Below are 17,075 nucleotides of genomic sequence, written 5' to 3'. Positions count from 1 at the left end.
CACAAAGAAGCCAAACCTCCATAAGGTTCAGCCGCTTCCTTAAAATGTATTATAAATATTTGGACATTCTGCACCAGTTGGTTCATAAAAGCAATGAAGCTTGAAACGCCCAACCAGTGGCTGATTATACCATGTTGCCGGACAATCTCCCGGTGGCCTGAAGTACCATAGGCTAAATTTCGAGGGCCATATCCTTTCACCATTCACACTGCGTCGTGCAAGCCTTTTTTCCCTATCCCTTGCTCGCTGATAAAAATACCCCTTTTGTACAGCTTCAAAGGCATGCTCCTGATAAATCATGTCTGGAATCGTCCTCAACCCTTTGAAATCGGAACAATTCGACCTAATCCGGTTGATCCCTACATTACCGATCATCAACATGCCCTGATCACCTTCGCCCTCGCCTTCCGCTCTAAGCAATCTTGCCAATAAGGCAATATCGGCATCAGTGTGCTTTACAACGGCCATCCCATCACCTCCACTTTTTTATCCTATGCCTTGGATATGGAAAAAACCTCCGTTTTTTAATAAAATCTTCATACGGAGTACACGTCCATTCAATAATACAACCCTATACTTAAGTAAGGCTGGATAGCACGCGTGGCTATCATGGTATTTGGCGAAGGCGGGGCCAATACTTTCTTTATACATATAAAAAAGGCGGCACACATTGTGCCGTCTTTTATCTTGTCATTCTTTCGCTTCAAATGCCGCTTCAAACGCCTTTGATACCTTTTCGAACTCTTCGTCCGATTCGATATCGAGCAGCTCACCTTCGCCTTCGACCCTGAAAAAGAAAATATCGATATCTTCCTCTGTATCCTCTTCAATATCTTCAAGCAAACCTACTGCAACATATTCCGTACCTTCTACATCCAATGATCCTAAAACCTCAACTTCATGGCCTTCATCACTGTCATCAGTAAGGGTGAAAATTTCACCTTCACGTATTTTTCCCATACTATCTCTCCTCTCATATCCATTAATAATGGAGTTGTTTCCATAGTATATCGACTATTCCATTTAGAAACAAATTTTTGCCCTGGAAAATGATAATTTCCATTCTTTCCAAGAAAAGAATCAGTCAAAAGATATTATGGAAGAAAAGTATTTTCCCTTAACGTCTTTTGTCATTTATCATTATTCACCAACATTTTCCCTTTATTAACATTATTTAAAAAATTATCTAAAAAACGGCTATAAAAGTGTAATTTAATTCCGAATAATCTTATATATACTAATATTAGCATATTGCACCTGGATATAATGAAGGAGGAAATTTTCTTGGCTGTGAAAAGGGTCGATCACATTGGCATTGTTGTAAGAGATCTTGAAAAATCCATCGCCTTTTATCAAGATGTGCTGGATTTAAAATTAAAAGCACGCATGCCTCATACTAATGGGGTAATCGAGCTGGCATTCCTGGGTTACGAAGAGTCGGACGAAACAGAAATAGAATTGATTCAGGGATATAGCGACACACTGCCCTCCGAAGCAACGATCCACCATTTTGCCATTACCGTGGATGATATCGAAGAAGAATATGCCCGGATCAAAAGCTTGGATAATACCGAGCTGATTGATGAAGATATCGTCACCCTTCCAAATGGTTATCGCTATTTCTACGTATATGGACCGGAAAAAGAGTGGATTGAATTTTTCCAAAGGTAAATAGCATACTAAAAAGCAGAGTCTTAGAGACTTCTGCTTTTTTAACGTTCACTCTACAAGCCGTTTAGCAAAATTTACAGATAAAAAACCTTTCTTTACTTAAATGAAGTAATTTCTTAATATACTGCATTTATCCTAAGATGTATTAAGTATAGTTTTTTGGAGGTAATCATTTTGGGGAAAATGAGCAAAAAAGTGGCAGGAATTACGTTAGCTGGCGCGGTAGCCATTTCATCACTGGGTATTTCAACATTGAAGGAAGATGTTCAGGCAAAAGACAAGAAAAAAGAACCAACAAACGTCATCATGATGGTGATGGATGGGACAAGCACAGGAGCCACAACCCTTTCAAGGTGGTATAAAGGCGATAATCTAGCCATGGACGAAATGCTGTCTGGCGGTATGCGTACATACTCAGCTGAATCGGCCATTACAGACTCAGCTCCTGCAGCAACAGCGCTTGCGACAGGAAATAAATCCAATGATAAATATGTCGGTGTCCTGCCATCCATCGTTAATTCTCCAGGGCTCGATCCGGTTAATCCGAAAAATGCCCATAAACCAGTCGCTAACGTTTTGGAGGGTGCGAAACAAGCGGGAAAGGCAACTGGCATCATCTCTACATCTGAAATCCAGCATGCTACACCCGCAGGCTTTTCTGCTCACGTGACACATCGAACCAATTACGGTGATATTGCGGAACAGCAGGTTTATCAGGGGATTGACGTAGTTTTGGGAGGGGGCAAAGAATCCCTTTTACCAGGTAAAACAAAAAATGCAAGAATTGATGGAGAAAACCTTTTGGAAGTGCTTGATGAAGACAAGTATGACTTTGTTGAAACCCGTGACGAGCTGTTAAACTCTAAATCGAATAAAATTTGGGGAAGCTTTGCACCAAGTGCCCTAGCATATGATTTTGATCGTGAAACAACAAAGCCAAGTGAGCCCACTTTAGCCGATATGACCAATAAGGCCCTTAAAACCTTGAAAAAAGATAAAGATGGCTTCTTCTTATTTGTTGAAGGAAGCAAAATTGACTGGGCTGCTCACGGAAACGACACAATCGGAATGATTAGTGATACTTTAGCTTTTGATGATGCCGTTAACGAAGCGCTTAAGTTTGCAAAAAATGATGGAAACACGATGGTCATTGCTGTAGCGGACCATGGAAACAGCGGAATTACAATGGGTAACGTAAACACGAACTCCTCCTACCCGGAAACACCCGTATCATCTTATATCGATCCATTAAAGGAAGCGAAGATGACTGTTGAAGGAGCTTTAAGTAAGTTAAAACCAGATCATTCCAATCTTAAGGAAGTAGCAGCCCTGTATGGACTTAATGATCTGACTTCTGAAGAAACAGCAAAACTTACCTCTTCTAAAAACATTGGTGCTGAAATGACAAAGATGCTTGCTAACCGTGCCAACATTGGCTTTACAACAGGCGGTCATACAGGGGAAGACGTATTCCTGTATTCTTATGGCCCTTCAAAACCGACTGGATTAGTGGAGAATACAGATCTCGCTAAAAAAATGGCCGAATTTATGGGCTTTGATTTACAAAAATTATCGAATAAACTATACATGAATGCTAAAGATTCCTTTGAGAAAAAAGGATATTCTACCCGTATAGATGTGACAGACCCGAATAACCCAGTTTTCGTAGCGAAAAAGGGGCAGCAAAGAGTGGAACTGCCTGCAAATAAGAATATCGTGATCAGCAAGACTCCTAAATCCACTAAACAAAAGGAAATAAATGCTATCACCGTTTACAACGGAAAAGACTTCTATATTTCTGAACAAGCATTAAAGGCAGTTAAATAAGCATCACTTCTGAATGGGAAGGAGCCCTTGTTTTAACAAGGGCTCCTCAAAATGTAGACAAATTAATAAAAGTTCCAGTTGATTTCAGAAATCCGCTCCCTTTCCGCCGACTGTCTGCCAAGCCTCCTCGCCGCCAGCGCCTGGGGGTTTCGGCTAGCCAGTTATTCGGCAGGAGTGTCGCAAATTCCTTCAATCTAATGAGGTTTCATCCGTATAAATTTCAAGGAAAAAGCACTACACCACACTTTATTTGGCTGTTAACGCAGTTTTTTGACCTACACTGCACTTTTTTCGACCGTTCATGAATTTTTTCGACCTTCACCCCAATATTCGGACTCCAATCCCCTTTTGTCGCCAAACTGAGGAGCCCCTGTTCAACAAGGGCTCCTTTTCTTATGATTTTGTACTTGATCTCTTCTAAAAAAAAAGTGAATGAAAAACAAATCACACCTTTCTTCTCCCCGCTTCACCAACTTGACTTTTTGATACCCGGCAGTTGCCCTTTATGAGCAAGTTCCCTAAAAACGATACGTGACATGTTGAATTTGCGCATATATCCACGGGGTCTTCCCGTTACGCCACAACGATTGTGGACCCTTGTCGGCGAAGAATCACGCGGGAGTTTGGCCAATGCGGCATAATCCCCTTTCTCCTTTAATTCCTTTCTTAGTTCTGCATACTTTTCGACCATTGCCAACTGTTTTTGAGCTTTTATCACCTTGGATTTTTTCGCCATTTTTATTCTCCTTTTTAAAGATCATGATTTTATAAACTGTTCACAATTCGTTCCGCTGCCTGTCTTGCTCCCGATATATTCCTGGATATCGGTCCCATTTCAAGTTCAGCCAATGCTCCCGTGACATATAAACCAGGTCCCCACTGCAACGACTGCGATACAATCGGATAACCACATTCCGCGCAGCGTAAATCATGCGATTGGATGACTGGTGTTAGCCATTCCTTCCCAGGCATTGATGATTTGAAGCCGGTCGCTAAAAGGATCGTCCCTGTTTGTTGAATGACCTTTTCGTTTTTATCCCTTAGGCTAATATGCCCGCCCCTCCACACAGCGCTTATCACTTCTTCATCCATCACACGCAATAACCCACTTTTAACCTCCTTCTTCAGCGCTTTATGTAAGTCAGGCGGTATGGATCCCTTATTACGGGCCTGGATAATGGTCTCGCGTCTTTTTTGATAGCTTGTTATATCACGGAAAGGACGCTGTTTTTTCGGCCCCAACCAACCAGGATCACTGTCGAAATCATGAATTCTAAAAGGGTGCCGCTTTAGCAGCGTGACATCATTGGGATAGATCTTACTCAGCTTTAAAGCAAGATGGACAGAAGATATGCCTCCCCCAATGATCGTGACGGGTCCTTGTAATTGTGTCAGCTCCGGAATATTTTCATCGAATATGTGATAAACGGAACTTTCATTCTCTTGTTTTAATTGCTGCGCCCAATTCGGCCAATAAGGCTGTTCACCAATACCAATTGAAATCACAAGTTTTTGCCCTAAAAGACGCTTGTTTTGCAATTGGATTTCCCAGCCCAGTCCCGTTTTGCAGGCAGAGGTGACTTCCCCTTGCACCCATGCCTGCTTAATGGATAAATCATCAGCCAGGTGAACACAATGTTCATTGAAGGATTGTAGGGATGGCCGCTTATATTGGCCGTAAAAGTTATCGTTCCAGTCTGCTTTTTCCACATATTTCTGCAGGCTGAATGGATTCACATCCAGATGGTGTACGGATGGTGAGCGCAAATATGGCATTGAAACGACTTCCGTACAATGCTTCCATCTTGCCAATGGTTCTTCATTTCTATCAACAATCGCCAGCTGGTCCACTGTCGTTTTTCCTGACTTTAGTAAAAATGCAGCCATCGTCATACCTTGAATGCCTCCGCCAATAATGATCCATTCCAACATGAACTTCCCTCCTTTTACATCTATCCCCTCTTGTAAATCATAATCATTACGATTTAAATCTCGAAATTACTTCGTTTCACGGTGAAGCGTGTGTTTCTTTAATCGCGGGCAGTACTTTTTCAATTCGATCCTGTCCGGGTTATTCCGCTTGTTTTTCGTTGTGATATAATTCCGGTCCCCTGATTCTGTGCATGCTAAAGTAATGTTTACTCTCATGTTTGTTTCCTCCTAAAGTTTTTTTAATGAACCATTTCCGTAAATGCAGGCAATCGATCTTCATACAAAGACCAATCCTGCTGCAACTCAATTTCCGTCAATAAGCATTGATCTAATTCATTCTCGATTTCCTTTTGATTCATTTGAATGCCGATCATCACCAGCTCCGTCATCCTGTCACCGTATATCTCATTCCACCGTTCCAATAGTTCAGGTGCTTCTTTTAAAATTTGGCGCTGTTCTTCCTCCGGGTATGCTGCAATCCACTTACCGGCTGCTTGTAAAGTTAATGATGGTCCCGCTTGCGATAGCAGGCCTGCCGTATCATTTCTCGATGCCAGCCAAAGGAAGCCCTTTGCCCTTACCACTTGTACGGGCCAGTTTTCTAACCATAGCATCAGTCTCTCGGGATGAAACGGTATTTTCCTTCTGTAAACGAAGGATGAAATTCCGTACTCCAGTGTCTCAGGGACATGCTCTTCATTCAATTCCTTTATCCAGCCCGCTCCTTGGCTTGCCTCTTCAAAATCAAATAAATGCGTATTCAATACTTCCTTTAGCGGCACCTTGGAATGATCCGTTTCGATGATCCGTGCATCCGCATTGATTTTATGAAGAACAGCTTTCAATTCCTCAACGGCGTCAGCATCCATTAGATCGATTTTATTTAACAGGATGACATTGGCGAACTCTATCTGATCTATTAATAGATCGACCACTTCCCTGCCATCGGCAGCATCAGTTGCCTGCATCCTGTCAATAAGTGTTTCTCCGGAAGTGAAGTCTTGCCAAAAGTTATACCCATCAACAACGGTTACCATCGTATCAAGCCGGCAATATTCCGATAAATCAATTCCCATGCTTTCATCAACATAGGAGAAGGTTTGGGCTACAGGTACCGGTTCGCTTATCCCAGTCGATTCAATCACGATGTAATCAATGTCTCCTAGTTTCGCCAATTTCTCCACTTCAATCATTAAATCCTCACGAAGCGTACAGCAAATGCAGCCATTCTGCATTTCCACCAGTTTTTCATCCGTCCGGGTAAACCCTCCCTGTTTGACCAGCGAGGCATCAATATTGATCTCACTCATATCGTTAACGATGACGGCAACCTTCAGATCATCCCGATTTTCAAGAATATGATTCAAAAGCGTCGTCTTTCCCGCACCGAGGTACCCACTCAATACCGTAACCGGAATTTTCTTCATACCCATCCTTACCACTCCTTTGCCTGATTTCTTTGTTGCACATAAATCAAAATCATTACGATTTATATACCATAGCTTCCACGCTTAAAAAAACACTCTTTAATAATAAAACGTAATCATTACTATTTGCAAGTTTTTTTAAAAATTAACTCCCGAATACTTTTCCTGAATGAATATACTCACGATTGCCCCGATACCGCAAAGGGCAATCACGAATAAATGAAAGGTGCTGACATTCTTAATGAAACTTAAAACAAAAATTAAATGGAAGCCCTATCACACATAAGATATTATGTGTAATGAACCTCCATTGCAGTTTCAGCATTTATTGTACTCAGCTGTTATCAACAACGTTTCATTATCCAATACATTTTTCTTTTTCTTTGTTGCAAATCGAGAAAAAAATCATTGGTTACTGTGCTTATTCCGCCATTTCCCACCCTGAAGATTTTACTGTCTCTTGTTCAAAAGTTTCAATCTCTCTCTGTTTCGCCAGTTTAGAAGCTTGTGACATGGACCACGTTAAATTCCCAAAGGCAATCACTGTCCCGATCGAGATAACTAACACCTTTTTACAAAGTATTTTCTTCAATAGCTTCCTCCTGAGAATGTATTGGAATACTCTAAATATAAACCAACATTGTTAAACTGACATGTAGCCGTTGTAAATGTACGAAATTATTTTTGTACATATGTAAACTTTGTTTGCACACAAAAAAGCTGAGTGCATATGCAGTCAGCTTTTCATACGTTCTTCTTATTTATAAAACACTTTGTCGACGTTATATTTAGCGTGAAGTGTATTGATCATGTACGTTTCATAGATTTCACGTTCCATAGCGTCTTCGACTATAAGAATGTCAATTTTCTTGACTTCATTGCGATGCTCTTTAATCGGAGAAACATTATCCTCGAAATGCTTCTTGACCCTTGGTCTTAATTTACGAGCTTTCCCGACAAAAATCAGCTCATCGTTTTCATTGTAAAACAAGATGATGCCGCCTTTATCACGGGGAATCAAATGAAAATCGATAAACCCGTAAATTTCAGGAATGACAGGTTCGTCTCCTTCTATAACTTGCTTCCTTTGTTTGATGCTTATATCCGCTGCAGGGATTTCAATTTTAATCATTACAATTCACGTCCTCTATTTGTATAAGGTGAAACTTTCAATCGGATTCAAAACTCCGGTGATGGATACATTTCACATCAGGCACATCGCTTTATTCTTAAAGGTAAATGGTATCATAATTATGAATGAAAAGCCATGTATGCCATGATTGCTGAATTAAATATAAAGAAGAAGACTCGCTAAGAGCCTCCTTCTTTATCGGGAATATCCTTTACCACCTGTGAGCCTTTGCATTGCTTCTTAGTATAATGTTTGTTTGCGATTCTTGCGTATGGCCATTAACTTGAGATTTTGAACGCTTAGGTCTTGTCCAATTATGGTGAAACTTTTGAGAATGTGGATCTAATTGATCTTTATAGCTCATTCTGTGTCACCTCATCATTAGGATTTGGATATTCCGTTCAGTGATAGTATTCCTATCACTTGTTCTAGTATTTGATTTTTATAAAGATTCATACGCCATATTTCTTTAAAAAGCGAATTCAGCTGACTTGCCTTTTGCAAGGACTTCCCCTTCTTCATCCAAAGCATCACTTGTCATGAGGGATATGCCCTTTATGTTTCCATCCTTTAGAATGAAACCAATGTTTCCGCTTTTTGAACCGTTTCCTTCTATTTCACCAGTAAGTTCTTCTAAGTAGATTTCATCTTCCCATGTCAGGTGTTCTCCGCCGTCCGTTTCAAGGAAAGCAACTGGGGAAAACTTAATCTTTTCATCCGTATTGTTTTTGATTTCCACATTCACTTTTACGATATCGAAATCTTCATCATGCGTATAGCCGTGGAAGAAATCAATCATCCTGTAATCCGGAGTGGCATGCATCACTTTCATTTCTTTGACTTTAACCTCGATCGGGCCAACATTCAGCGTTTCATTCACTTTTTTATAGGCCTTCAAGGTTAAGTCGCCTTTTGCATCGGAAACGGTCTGACCGGTCTGGTTCAAGTTTATATCATCAGGAAGCTGTGGATTCGGAACATAGACATCCTTCTTTTCCAGTGGCCGTGCAATTTCCTCTGTTTTTTCTTTAGCTGTCGTTTCTTCTTCGTAAGCTGGTTGGGTATTAAGAGCACCAAATGCTGTTAATAACAGGGCACCAATCATCAGTCTGTTCATTGAATCCCTCCCTGAAGTGTTATTACTTCTTTAATTTAACTATAGGTGAAGAAAATGAACTCAATGTCAAGACTATGTAAAAATGCAGCAGGATAATTGTTAAGACAAGGTAAAGGCAGCATGTCACGGAATTGTATGCCAATTCTCTGAAGTTGTTGGTCATTCAGGAAAATCATCAGTAGTGGGGCCATTTTGCAGGCCTTAGAGTAATGAAAAAGATTTGGTTAACATCAGCGTGGGTAAGTGACCTTGAACTAAAGTTCTTCTCATTCAACGTCTTCAAATCAGGTGATTTGTTTGGAGTTTGAAAGTGCTATTAATGGGGAAAAGAAAATAAAGCATCCGAATTAGGATGCTTCCGAGTCAGACAGCAGACAAATTCGAGGAAAGCGAGTTTGCCTGCTGTTTTTTTCTTTATAAAACGTTTCAGTTGAACTGTCTGCCAAGCCGCATCAAAGCAAGCGCCTTTGGTGTCTCGGCTAGCCAGTTATTCGGCATGAGTGTCGCAAATTTCTTTTATTTAGTAGAAGTTTTATAAATCAGTAAACGATGAAGTATAAACTAGTCTTAAACAGTTCGGGATGAGACCAGCCTCCAGTTTTTCTTTAAAAACCATTCCAGTTAATTTAAGAAATCCGCTCCATTCAAAGAGCGCTTTTTTCACTATTATTTCTCTACAACTAAACATTCCATAGCACGAGCCGCATTCACTCTCGCCATCTCGATTGAATCGGCAGATGACAGGGCGACTGCGACTCTTCTGCCTGCTTTTGTAACAGGTTTTCCGAAAAGACGCACTTGTGTATTAGGTAAAGCCAAAGCCTCTCCAACACCGACTATAGAATATTCCGATAACTCTTCTTGAGCTTTTAATGGACGGCTGGCACCTGGGCTGATCAACTTGATTTCCGGGATGGGAAATCCTAGAATCGCCCGAATATGAAGGGCAAACTCGGACAAATTCTGAGTCACTAATGTCACTAGCCCCGTATCATGCGGACGTGGGGAAACTTCACTGAAATAGACTTTATCCCCTGAAAGGAAAAGCTCAACCCCGAATAATCCGTACCCTCCAAGTTCCTCCGTGATGGTATGGGCAATTCTTTTCGCTTCCATTATTTGTGCTTCTGTCATATTATGCGGCTGCCAAGATTCCATATAATCCCCGCCCTGCTGAATGTGACCGATGGGGGCACAAAACATGGTACCATTTACGGCACGGACAGTAAGCAGCGTGATTTCCGAATCAAAACGGATAAATTCTTCAATGATCACCCGTCCATTTTGTACCCGGCCGCCTTCCATCGCGATTTTCCAGCAATCCTCCAGGTCATCTTCCGTGCGGCACACACTTTGCCCTTTACCTGAAGAACTCATCAACGGTTTTACGACATTGGGAAAGCCAATTTCCTTGGCAGCTTGGACAAATTCTTCATATGTATCGGCGAATTTGTAGGCTGCGGTCGGAATCTCCAGGGTTTCAGAAGCCAACCTCCTGATTCCTTCACGATCCATAGTCAATTTAGCCGCTCGTGCCGTCGGAATGACATGAAAGCCTTCCTCTTCCAACTTGACTAATTCAGATGTAGCAATGGCTTCGATTTCCGGTACAATCAAATCAGGTTGTTCTTTTTCAACAACCCCCCTTAGTTGTTCCGCATCCAGCATATCGATCACATAACTGCGATGAGCGACTTGCATGGCAGGGGCATGTTCATAGCGGTCTACAGCAACGGTCTCCACACCAAGCCGCTGTGCTTCAAGTATGACCTCTTTCCCCAATTCACCCGAGCCCAATAATAAAATCTTTTTTGATTTATACATTCAGTCTCTCCTCCTTAATTCCTCAAAATCATTATATACGAACTATAAACGAATAAACATAAATATTTATTCGTATTTACACTTGAAATTACAGCAATAAATATAAATAAACCTATTCATTTAAGATTTTTAAAAACCCTCTCATAAGCTGACCAGTTCATTGGAGCCTCACCATCAAACATTTATGATGGAGGAAATACACATGCAAAGAATCGATAATTCCCATGATCTCTCTGCCGAAAAGGAGAGCATGATGCGAATGTCGAAATTTGCAATACGATTATTTTTGAAAATGTAAGCGCTTTCTATTATAATGAAATTAGGTTGGATGGCATGCGTGGCCGTCAAAGTATCTGGCGTAGGTGGGGCCAATACTAGCGCTAAGGAAGTTAATCTTCTTTACCGCAAAAACTATTAGAATTCTTTTTGGTAGGGGCTGCAATATTACTGGGACATGGAGAATGTCCGTTTATTTTAGGCTAAAAAGCGAGCTAATCATGCAATCGATAAGTAAAGCATTACTTTACTTATTTTTTGCAGCAGCCCTCATCGTTTCAAGCCTAGTAGTTTATAAGACTAAAAAGCTCTCCCCCATGGAAACGGAGTCGAGCTTTTTCATTTGGTCAAGTTTCACATATATAACCCTGCTAAGAAAATCCCAAGCGACTTCTGATAAATCTCATCGAACTGTGATATAGGCAAGGGATTGGTTCCTTTGCCCAGCTCCACGGTAAACCCTGGCCTTCGCCAATCCTGAATGAACCAATCCTTATACCCTGCGTAACTATTGGCGGATTTGACAGGCTCATACCCACTGACCCTCGCAAACTCATTGACTATCGTCTCCGACTCGGGCGGTTCCAAATTTTCAAACCCCCAAAAAATGACCTCTCCTTGAGTATGGAAAGCAAGGACTTTCCCAAAATCACGTTTTCTTGTCAACTCTGACATTGCAATGGCTTCTGGCTGTGTAAGCGGCCCTTCCCCGGGATAATTTGCCGGACCTGGCTCCGTTACATTATTGCGTTCTTGTTCCAGTTCCCATTTGGCGGGAAATTGATCATTCAGATCCACCCCGTTGATATTGGCTTTCCAGCCAGAGAAGTCTTCGCTGCCATTATTCCATTCCACGAGCCGTCCTCTCAATGACTCATCTGCAGGCAGGCCTTTCAGCACCAACTCCACTCCGTCCGGATTCACCATTGGGACGATCGACAGCATCGTCTGTTGATAAAAGGGAAACAGAGATGGACCGCGGATGTCAGCCTGATTCGTGATTGCGAGTAAATAATCATTTAAAAAGGTCATGATCACAGGCGTCGTTATCCACTCATTCGCATGAAAGGAACCATTGTAGTGAACTCGTTTGTTGCCATTCCCAATCAGCACTTCGGGGATATCCCTTTCAAGCACCGAGTCCCCGATGGGGGAGGTTTTAATAAATGGATAGATAGTTTTCAAACGTCTTACATCGGTCATCATCGTCTCATAATCATATTCCCGGTTTCCTTGAATTAGCCTCCACGTAATCCTTAATGGCACAGAAATTGTCTGACCAACTTGCAAGGCATTCGGGTTGAGATTGGGATTAGCCAAAAATAGGGCATCCAATGAAAGATTACGTGATCTGGCAATTGCCCATAAGGAATCGCCTTGCTTAATGCTATAACCGGTCGCCGTAAAGCCAGGAATTTTGATTTGTTGGCCAATCATAAGCGCAAGTGGATCAATCCCACTATTGGAATCAATGATAAGTTGGTAATTCACCTTGAATAATTGGCTATAATACCACAAGGAATCATTCTGCCGCACAAAAACGTCCATACTGCACCTCCTTTTAACCAAATGTATGCTGATTCGATTTAATTATTGCTTTGACATTGTTCTCCTCCTGACTGAAATCCTCGAGCATTTTGCTTGATTGCTCATCTTCATTTCATCAATGAAGAAAATGCCAGCTCCAGTCCCTCCACATCCAACCTTCTAAGTGAGAACAGGAACTTTTGTAAAATATGTGGTTTCTGGTAAATTGGACTGCCTACTAACACCCGATTCTTTTTACTAGTCATTAATTCCACCCTTTACCGATAATCTAAGTAACTGGCCCCCAATTAATCTGACAGCATGACTTCCTTACAAACCATTTATAACTATATATTGTTACCGAACTTGTCGGGTGTCATTTATATAATGGAGCCCTATATAAAACAAAACAGGCATCCATTGAATGGATGCCTGTTTGCATTTACTAGATTGGGAGTCCCATATTTTACGCTTCTTGCGGTACAGGTAAACCTAAACCTTCGGCTATGCGTGTTCCGTATTCTGGATCGGCTTTGTAAAAATGACCGATTTGACGAAGCTTGATTTCTTCCAATTCCACAGGTTTCATTGCGCCCACGATCGTGTCAACAAGGCGAGTTTTCTCTTCGGCACTTAATAGACGGTATAAGTCACCTGCTTGAGTGTAGTGATCATCACTATTATGACCGACTTGTGCAGCTTGCCCATTCACCTCGAAAGGAGTGACTTTATTTTCCGATGATTCGGCAGGACCTCCAAAACTATTCGGCTCATAATAAACAGATCCCTTGCCATTGTCATCTGCACGCATGAAGCCATCACGTTGATAGTTATTCGCTTCCACTTTCGGACGGTTAACCGGAAGCTGGTTGTGATTCGAGCCCACACGGTAACGATGTGCATCTCCATATGCGAATAGCCGTCCTTGAAGCATCTTGTCTGGGGAAGCTTCAATTCCCGGTACGAATGTTCCTGGTGAGAACGTGGCTTGCTCTACTTCAGCAAAGTAGTTTTCAGGATTTCTGTTCAATACCATACGACCAAGCTCGATCAGCGGATAATCTTTTTGAGACCATACCTTCGTCACATCGAATGGATCGAAACGGTATGTATCCGCATCTTCCAGAGGCATGATCTGAACATATAATTTCCATGCAGGGAAGTCCCCTTTTTCAATGGCATTGAAAAGATCTTCCGTATGGTAATCAGGGTTTTCACCTGCTAGTTTTGCAGCTAGATCCACATCAAGGTTTTTGATGCCCTGTTCTGTTTTGAAGTGGTATTTCACCCAAACGCCTTTTCCTTCAGCGTTCACCCATTTAAATGTGTGGCTTCCGAAACCATGTGTATGACGAAGTGTAGCAGGAATGCCCCGATCGGACATCAGGATCGTCACCTGGTGCAGAGATTCCGGTGAATGTGACCAGAAATCCCAAACAGCCGTAGGGTTTTTCAAATGTGTTCTAGGATCTCTTTTTTGTGTATGAATGAAGTCGGGGAATTTAATCGCATCGCGAATAAAGAATACAGGCGTATTATTACCGACGATATCGTAGTTTCCTTCTTCCGTGTAGAATTTAACAGCAAATCCACGCGGGTCACGGACTGTATCAGCAGAACCCAATTCACCTGCCACTGTGGAGAAACGGATAAAAAGATCTGTCTTCTTGCCCACACCATTGAATAGTTTAGCTTTCGTGTACTGAGAAAGGTCGTTCGTTACTTCGAAAGTTCCGAAAGCACCGGCACCCTTCGCATGAACTACACGTTCAGGCACACGTTCACGGTTGAAGTGGGCTAGCTTTTCCAATAAGTGTACATCTTGAATGAGTACCGGGCCGCGTTCGCCGGCAGTGATTGAGTTTTGATTATCTCCAACTGGCGCTCCCCAGCTTGTAGTAAGGTTTTTCTTATTTGTCATAATTGAACCACCTTTTCATTATTATTTATGTATATAATGATAAAGCTTATCAGAAAAAAATCAATACTTATTTATAATAATTTTAATATAATAATCAATTCATTGTTTTTTTATTGATGATAGAACTTCACATCCATCCATAATATAGAAAATCAAAAAGGTATAAACGTTGAAGGAACAGCATATTCCCATAATCCCATTCCTAATAATGGTATACGACCCTTATAACCAATATTCCTTCATGACTAGTGATTTTATCATTTCTCCTACCAATGGGTTAGTAATCGAGAATGATAACGAATATTCATAGATACTTTGCGCTACTGCACCTATTTCCTTCTATTCATCTTATAACAAACAAGATTGTTTTCCTGTGACTTTGTTCACTCATCAGCCTTTATTTCAATGGTGAAAAGAAGAAGCCATAGAAACTGAATTTTTCATCGCTTTTGTGAACCATTATTTCAACAGTCCTCTTCCTGTACATTTGAACTCTTCATAAATTAAATGAAACAAAAGGTCTTCACCCTTATTTTTCTAGAGAAATTGTAAACATACTGGTTTGTGTTCGTATAGAAAATAAGATACTATTACGTTAAAATGACCGTCCAATAAGAGTAAGGGTGATATATATGAATGAGCGCAAACAACTGGTAGTTAAATATGCACACCAATTATTTATTGAAAAGGGTTATCAAGCAACTTCCATTCAGGATATTTTAGATTATAGCGGCATTTCAAAAGGTACATTTTATAACTATTTTTCTTCTAAAAGCGAATTGCTTAAGGCAGTCTTCCTAACTTGGCAAGAAAAATTCGAAAAAGAGCGGAATGAATTGCTGATTGGGCAAAACCTTGCAGATATTGAAATATTCATCAAACAATCCGAATTACAAATGCACTCCAACAAAAGCAATAAAATCTTTTTCTTATATGAAGAAGTAATGATTTCAAATGATACCGAACTTAAAAATTTCATAACACATGCTAAATTCCAGCATATCCATTGGCTATCAAAACGGTTTCTCGACATTTTCGGCGCTGATAAAAAACCTTATATTTTGGACTGTGCCATTCTTTACTCGGGGATGATGCATCAAACGATTCATTTTAATGCTTTGGCTAAAGAGCCCGATTTCAACCCTACTGAAATTATCCGTTATTGTGTCGATAGGATTAAAACCATTTTCGAAGATGTCAGCAAGTCAAATGCACAGCTTTTGGAACCCGATCTCATCAAGCAATGGCTGCCAGAGTGCTTCCATACACAGCAGGATTTTCATACAGCACTCCTGCACTCTGCAAACGACCTAAAAAAGATGATCCTGAGGCTATGCCAAGATGATGAAGCAGAACGGGTTAAAAACTTAAAATTGATTCACTTTATCCAAGAGGAACTTTTACAAAACGTAGAACCGCGGATCTTTCTCATCGAAAGTGCCCTGCTTTCCTTAAACACCAACCCAAAATTGAAAAACACATTGGAATTAAGTGAATTCGAAAAGATCATTGCCAACAATTAAATAGAAAAAGACCCTAATGGGTCCCAGTTTGAAGACAAATGGGGTTCTTTCGGCGGAAAAGGAGCGGATCTCTGAAAACTACTGGAACGTTTTTAAATAAAAAACTGCTGGCAAACTAGCTTTTCTTCGTATTTGTCTACAAAAGGAAGTCCGGAATGCTCATATCCCGAACTATGATTAAAACACTAGGATATACTTTATGAAACCCTCAATGGATTGAGAAATTTGCGACACTCCTGCCGAATAACTGGCTAGCCAAGACACCGCAGACGCTTGCGGCGAGGAGGCTTGGCAGACAGTCGGCGGAAAGGGAGCGGATTTCTGAAATCGACTGGAACTTTTTTAAATAAAGAACTGCTGCAAACCCGCCTTCTTCGTATTTGTCTACAGTCCGAGACCCTAAAAAAGGTCCTTTTCCATTTGGGGGAATACATATCGTATTCCTCTTTTTTTTGTGACAATTCTGCAAACATATAACTGAAATTCATGGAATTTTAGTATAATGACTTGTAGTAAAGGTACTTCAGGAGGAGTTTTTCATGAACATAATAATGCGTTTCCTTATCAACGGGCTGGTATTGCTCGTTATTGACTGGCTTCTCGACTCCATCACGATTAAATCTTACGGAACAGCCTTGCTGGCGGTTTTTATATTATCAATCATGAACTTGCTGGTTAGACCAATTCTCCAGCTTATCACATTGCCGATCACCATCCTGACGTTCGGGTTGTTTTCTTTCATTATCAATGCCTTCACATTCCAAATCACTTCCTATGCCGTCAGTGGCTTTGTAATAAATTCTTTTTGGGGAGCTTTAATCGGATCATTGTTATTAAGTTTCATACAAAGTCTTCTTATAAAACAGAGTAAAAAAAACCGTCAGTAGCATGCTGACGG

18 protein-coding genes are annotated in these 17,075 nt (G+C 40.9%); 4 read left to right on the top strand and 14 right to left on the bottom strand.

Features of this window, described 5'->3' with window-relative positions:
- Positions 1–39 precede the first annotated feature (39 nt).
- Together J7E52_RS05860 and J7E52_RS05855 are read right to left on the bottom strand one after the other, a co-directional pair.
- A complete protein-coding gene (locus J7E52_RS05860) occupies positions 40–468 on the bottom strand; it encodes a cell wall hydrolase (protein WP_214744072.1) in 429 nt (142 codons plus the stop codon).
- A gap of 222 nt (positions 469–690) precedes the next feature.
- Positions 691–960, bottom strand: a complete 270-nt coding sequence (locus tag J7E52_RS05855; RefSeq protein ID WP_214744071.1) for a DUF1292 domain-containing protein — start codon at positions 958–960, stop codon at positions 691–693.
- A 306-nt stretch (positions 961–1,266) separates the two neighbouring features.
- Between J7E52_RS05855 and J7E52_RS05850 the strand changes: the two genes are divergently transcribed.
- Both J7E52_RS05850 and J7E52_RS05845 read left to right on the top strand, forming a co-directional pair.
- Positions 1,267–1,671: a VOC family protein gene (locus J7E52_RS05850; protein ID WP_214744070.1), complete on the top strand. Its 405-nt coding sequence runs from the start codon at positions 1,267–1,269 to the stop codon at positions 1,669–1,671.
- A 183-nt stretch (positions 1,672–1,854) separates the two neighbouring features.
- Complete coding sequence (locus tag J7E52_RS05845) at positions 1,855–3,498, top strand: alkaline phosphatase (protein WP_214744141.1); 1,644 nt, start codon at positions 1,855–1,857, stop codon at positions 3,496–3,498.
- 466 nt (positions 3,499–3,964) lie between these two features.
- Here J7E52_RS05845 and rpsN read toward each other — a convergent pair whose 3' ends face one another.
- From rpsN to katA, 12 genes are all read right to left on the bottom strand, one after another.
- Positions 3,965–4,234 (bottom strand): 30S ribosomal protein S14, encoded by a 270-nt coding sequence (gene rpsN, locus J7E52_RS05840; RefSeq protein WP_214744069.1) that lies wholly within the window; start codon positions 4,232–4,234, stop codon positions 3,965–3,967.
- Between the two features lie 29 nt (positions 4,235–4,263).
- The gene (locus tag J7E52_RS05835) at positions 4,264–5,430 is read right to left on the bottom strand and encodes an NAD(P)-binding domain-containing protein (protein ID WP_214744068.1); all 1,167 of its coding nucleotides are present in this window, start codon (positions 5,428–5,430) and stop codon (positions 4,264–4,266) included.
- A gap of 66 nt (positions 5,431–5,496) precedes the next feature.
- The gene (gene rpmG, locus J7E52_RS05830) at positions 5,497–5,646 is read right to left on the bottom strand and encodes a 50S ribosomal protein L33 (RefSeq protein ID WP_034310390.1); all 150 of its coding nucleotides are present in this window, start codon (positions 5,644–5,646) and stop codon (positions 5,497–5,499) included.
- A 23-nt stretch (positions 5,647–5,669) separates the two neighbouring features.
- Complete coding sequence (locus J7E52_RS05825) at positions 5,670–6,857, bottom strand: GTP-binding protein (protein ID WP_214744140.1); 1,188 nt, start codon at positions 6,855–6,857, stop codon at positions 5,670–5,672.
- 421 nt (positions 6,858–7,278) lie between these two features.
- Positions 7,279–7,449: a hypothetical protein gene (locus J7E52_RS05820; protein ID WP_214744067.1), complete on the bottom strand. Its 171-nt coding sequence runs from the start codon at positions 7,447–7,449 to the stop codon at positions 7,279–7,281.
- 165 nt (positions 7,450–7,614) lie between these two features.
- On the bottom strand, positions 7,615–7,995 hold the full coding sequence (locus tag J7E52_RS05815; protein WP_309476857.1) for a nucleotide excision repair endonuclease: 381 nt from the start codon (positions 7,993–7,995) through the stop codon (positions 7,615–7,617).
- 205 nt (positions 7,996–8,200) lie between these two features.
- Positions 8,201–8,353: a YpzG family protein gene (locus tag J7E52_RS05810; RefSeq protein ID WP_072272311.1), complete on the bottom strand. Its 153-nt coding sequence runs from the start codon at positions 8,351–8,353 to the stop codon at positions 8,201–8,203.
- A 105-nt stretch (positions 8,354–8,458) separates the two neighbouring features.
- Complete coding sequence (locus J7E52_RS05805) at positions 8,459–9,106, bottom strand: DUF4352 domain-containing protein (protein WP_214744065.1); 648 nt, start codon at positions 9,104–9,106, stop codon at positions 8,459–8,461.
- A 666-nt stretch (positions 9,107–9,772) separates the two neighbouring features.
- Positions 9,773–10,930, bottom strand: coding sequence for a phosphoribosylglycinamide formyltransferase 2 (purT, locus tag J7E52_RS05800; protein ID WP_214744064.1), 1,158 nt, complete (start codon positions 10,928–10,930; stop codon positions 9,773–9,775).
- Between the two features lie 630 nt (positions 10,931–11,560).
- The gene (locus tag J7E52_RS05795; protein ID WP_214744063.1) at positions 11,561–12,754 is read right to left on the bottom strand and encodes a M14 family metallopeptidase; all 1,194 of its coding nucleotides are present in this window, start codon (positions 12,752–12,754) and stop codon (positions 11,561–11,563) included.
- Between the two features lie 107 nt (positions 12,755–12,861).
- Positions 12,862–12,999 carry a hypothetical protein gene (locus J7E52_RS05790; RefSeq protein WP_214744062.1) on the bottom strand — a complete coding sequence of 46 codons (138 nt, stop codon included), beginning with the start codon at positions 12,997–12,999 and terminating at the stop codon, positions 12,862–12,864.
- Positions 13,000–13,199: 200 nt separating this feature from the next.
- Positions 13,200–14,654, bottom strand: a complete 1,455-nt coding sequence (gene katA, locus J7E52_RS05785) for a catalase KatA (protein ID WP_214744061.1) — start codon at positions 14,652–14,654, stop codon at positions 13,200–13,202.
- A gap of 632 nt (positions 14,655–15,286) precedes the next feature.
- Here katA and J7E52_RS05780 point away from each other — a divergent pair.
- Together J7E52_RS05780 and J7E52_RS05775 are read left to right on the top strand one after the other, a co-directional pair.
- Positions 15,287–16,177 (top strand): TetR/AcrR family transcriptional regulator, encoded by an 891-nt coding sequence (locus tag J7E52_RS05780; RefSeq protein ID WP_214744060.1) that lies wholly within the window; start codon positions 15,287–15,289, stop codon positions 16,175–16,177.
- Between the two features lie 539 nt (positions 16,178–16,716).
- The gene (locus J7E52_RS05775) at positions 16,717–17,064 is read left to right on the top strand and encodes a phage holin family protein (RefSeq protein ID WP_101223581.1); all 348 of its coding nucleotides are present in this window, start codon (positions 16,717–16,719) and stop codon (positions 17,062–17,064) included.
- Positions 17,065–17,075: the final 11 nt, after the last annotated feature.

The organism is Bacillus sp. ISL-34 (genome assembly GCF_018613325.1).
In the GTDB taxonomy this organism is placed as follows: Bacteria; Bacillota; Bacilli; order Bacillales; family DSM-1321; genus Peribacillus.
The sequence above is the reverse complement of the archived record's forward strand: the minus strand, read 5'-3'. Positions and strand labels throughout refer to the sequence as shown.

Coding starts and splice junctions, on each gene's coding strand:
- J7E52_RS05810 (WP_072272311.1), bottom strand. CDS start 8,353: ATGAGCTATAAAGATCAATTAGATCCACATTCTCAAAAGTTTCACCAT.
- J7E52_RS05860 (WP_214744072.1), bottom strand. CDS start 468: ATGGCCGTTGTAAAGCACACTGATGCCGATATTGCCTTATTGGCAAGA.
- rpsN (WP_214744069.1), bottom strand. CDS start 4,234: ATGGCGAAAAAATCCAAGGTGATAAAAGCTCAAAAACAGTTGGCAATG.
- J7E52_RS05845 (WP_214744141.1), top strand. CDS start 1,855: ATGAGCAAAAAAGTGGCAGGAATTACGTTAGCTGGCGCGGTAGCCATT.
- katA (WP_214744061.1), bottom strand. CDS start 14,654: ATGACAAATAAGAAAAACCTTACTACAAGCTGGGGAGCGCCAGTTGGA.
- J7E52_RS05850 (WP_214744070.1), top strand. CDS start 1,267: ATGAAGGAGGAAATTTTCTTGGCTGTGAAAAGGGTCGATCACATTGGC.
- purT (WP_214744064.1), bottom strand. CDS start 10,930: ATGTATAAATCAAAAAAGATTTTATTATTGGGCTCGGGTGAATTGGGG.
- J7E52_RS05855 (WP_214744071.1), bottom strand. CDS start 960: ATGGGAAAAATACGTGAAGGTGAAATTTTCACCCTTACTGATGACAGT.
- J7E52_RS05790 (WP_214744062.1), bottom strand. CDS start 12,999: ATGACTAGTAAAAAGAATCGGGTGTTAGTAGGCAGTCCAATTTACCAG.
- rpmG (WP_034310390.1), bottom strand. CDS start 5,646: ATGAGAGTAAACATTACTTTAGCATGCACAGAATCAGGGGACCGGAAT.
- J7E52_RS05795 (WP_214744063.1), bottom strand. CDS start 12,754: ATGGACGTTTTTGTGCGGCAGAATGATTCCTTGTGGTATTATAGCCAA.
- J7E52_RS05775 (WP_101223581.1), top strand. CDS start 16,717: ATGAACATAATAATGCGTTTCCTTATCAACGGGCTGGTATTGCTCGTT.
- J7E52_RS05825 (WP_214744140.1), bottom strand. CDS start 6,857: ATGAAGAAAATTCCGGTTACGGTATTGAGTGGGTACCTCGGTGCGGGA.
- J7E52_RS05780 (WP_214744060.1), top strand. CDS start 15,287: ATGAATGAGCGCAAACAACTGGTAGTTAAATATGCACACCAATTATTT.
- J7E52_RS05805 (WP_214744065.1), bottom strand. CDS start 9,106: ATGAACAGACTGATGATTGGTGCCCTGTTATTAACAGCATTTGGTGCT.
- J7E52_RS05835 (WP_214744068.1), bottom strand. CDS start 5,430: ATGTTGGAATGGATCATTATTGGCGGAGGCATTCAAGGTATGACGATG.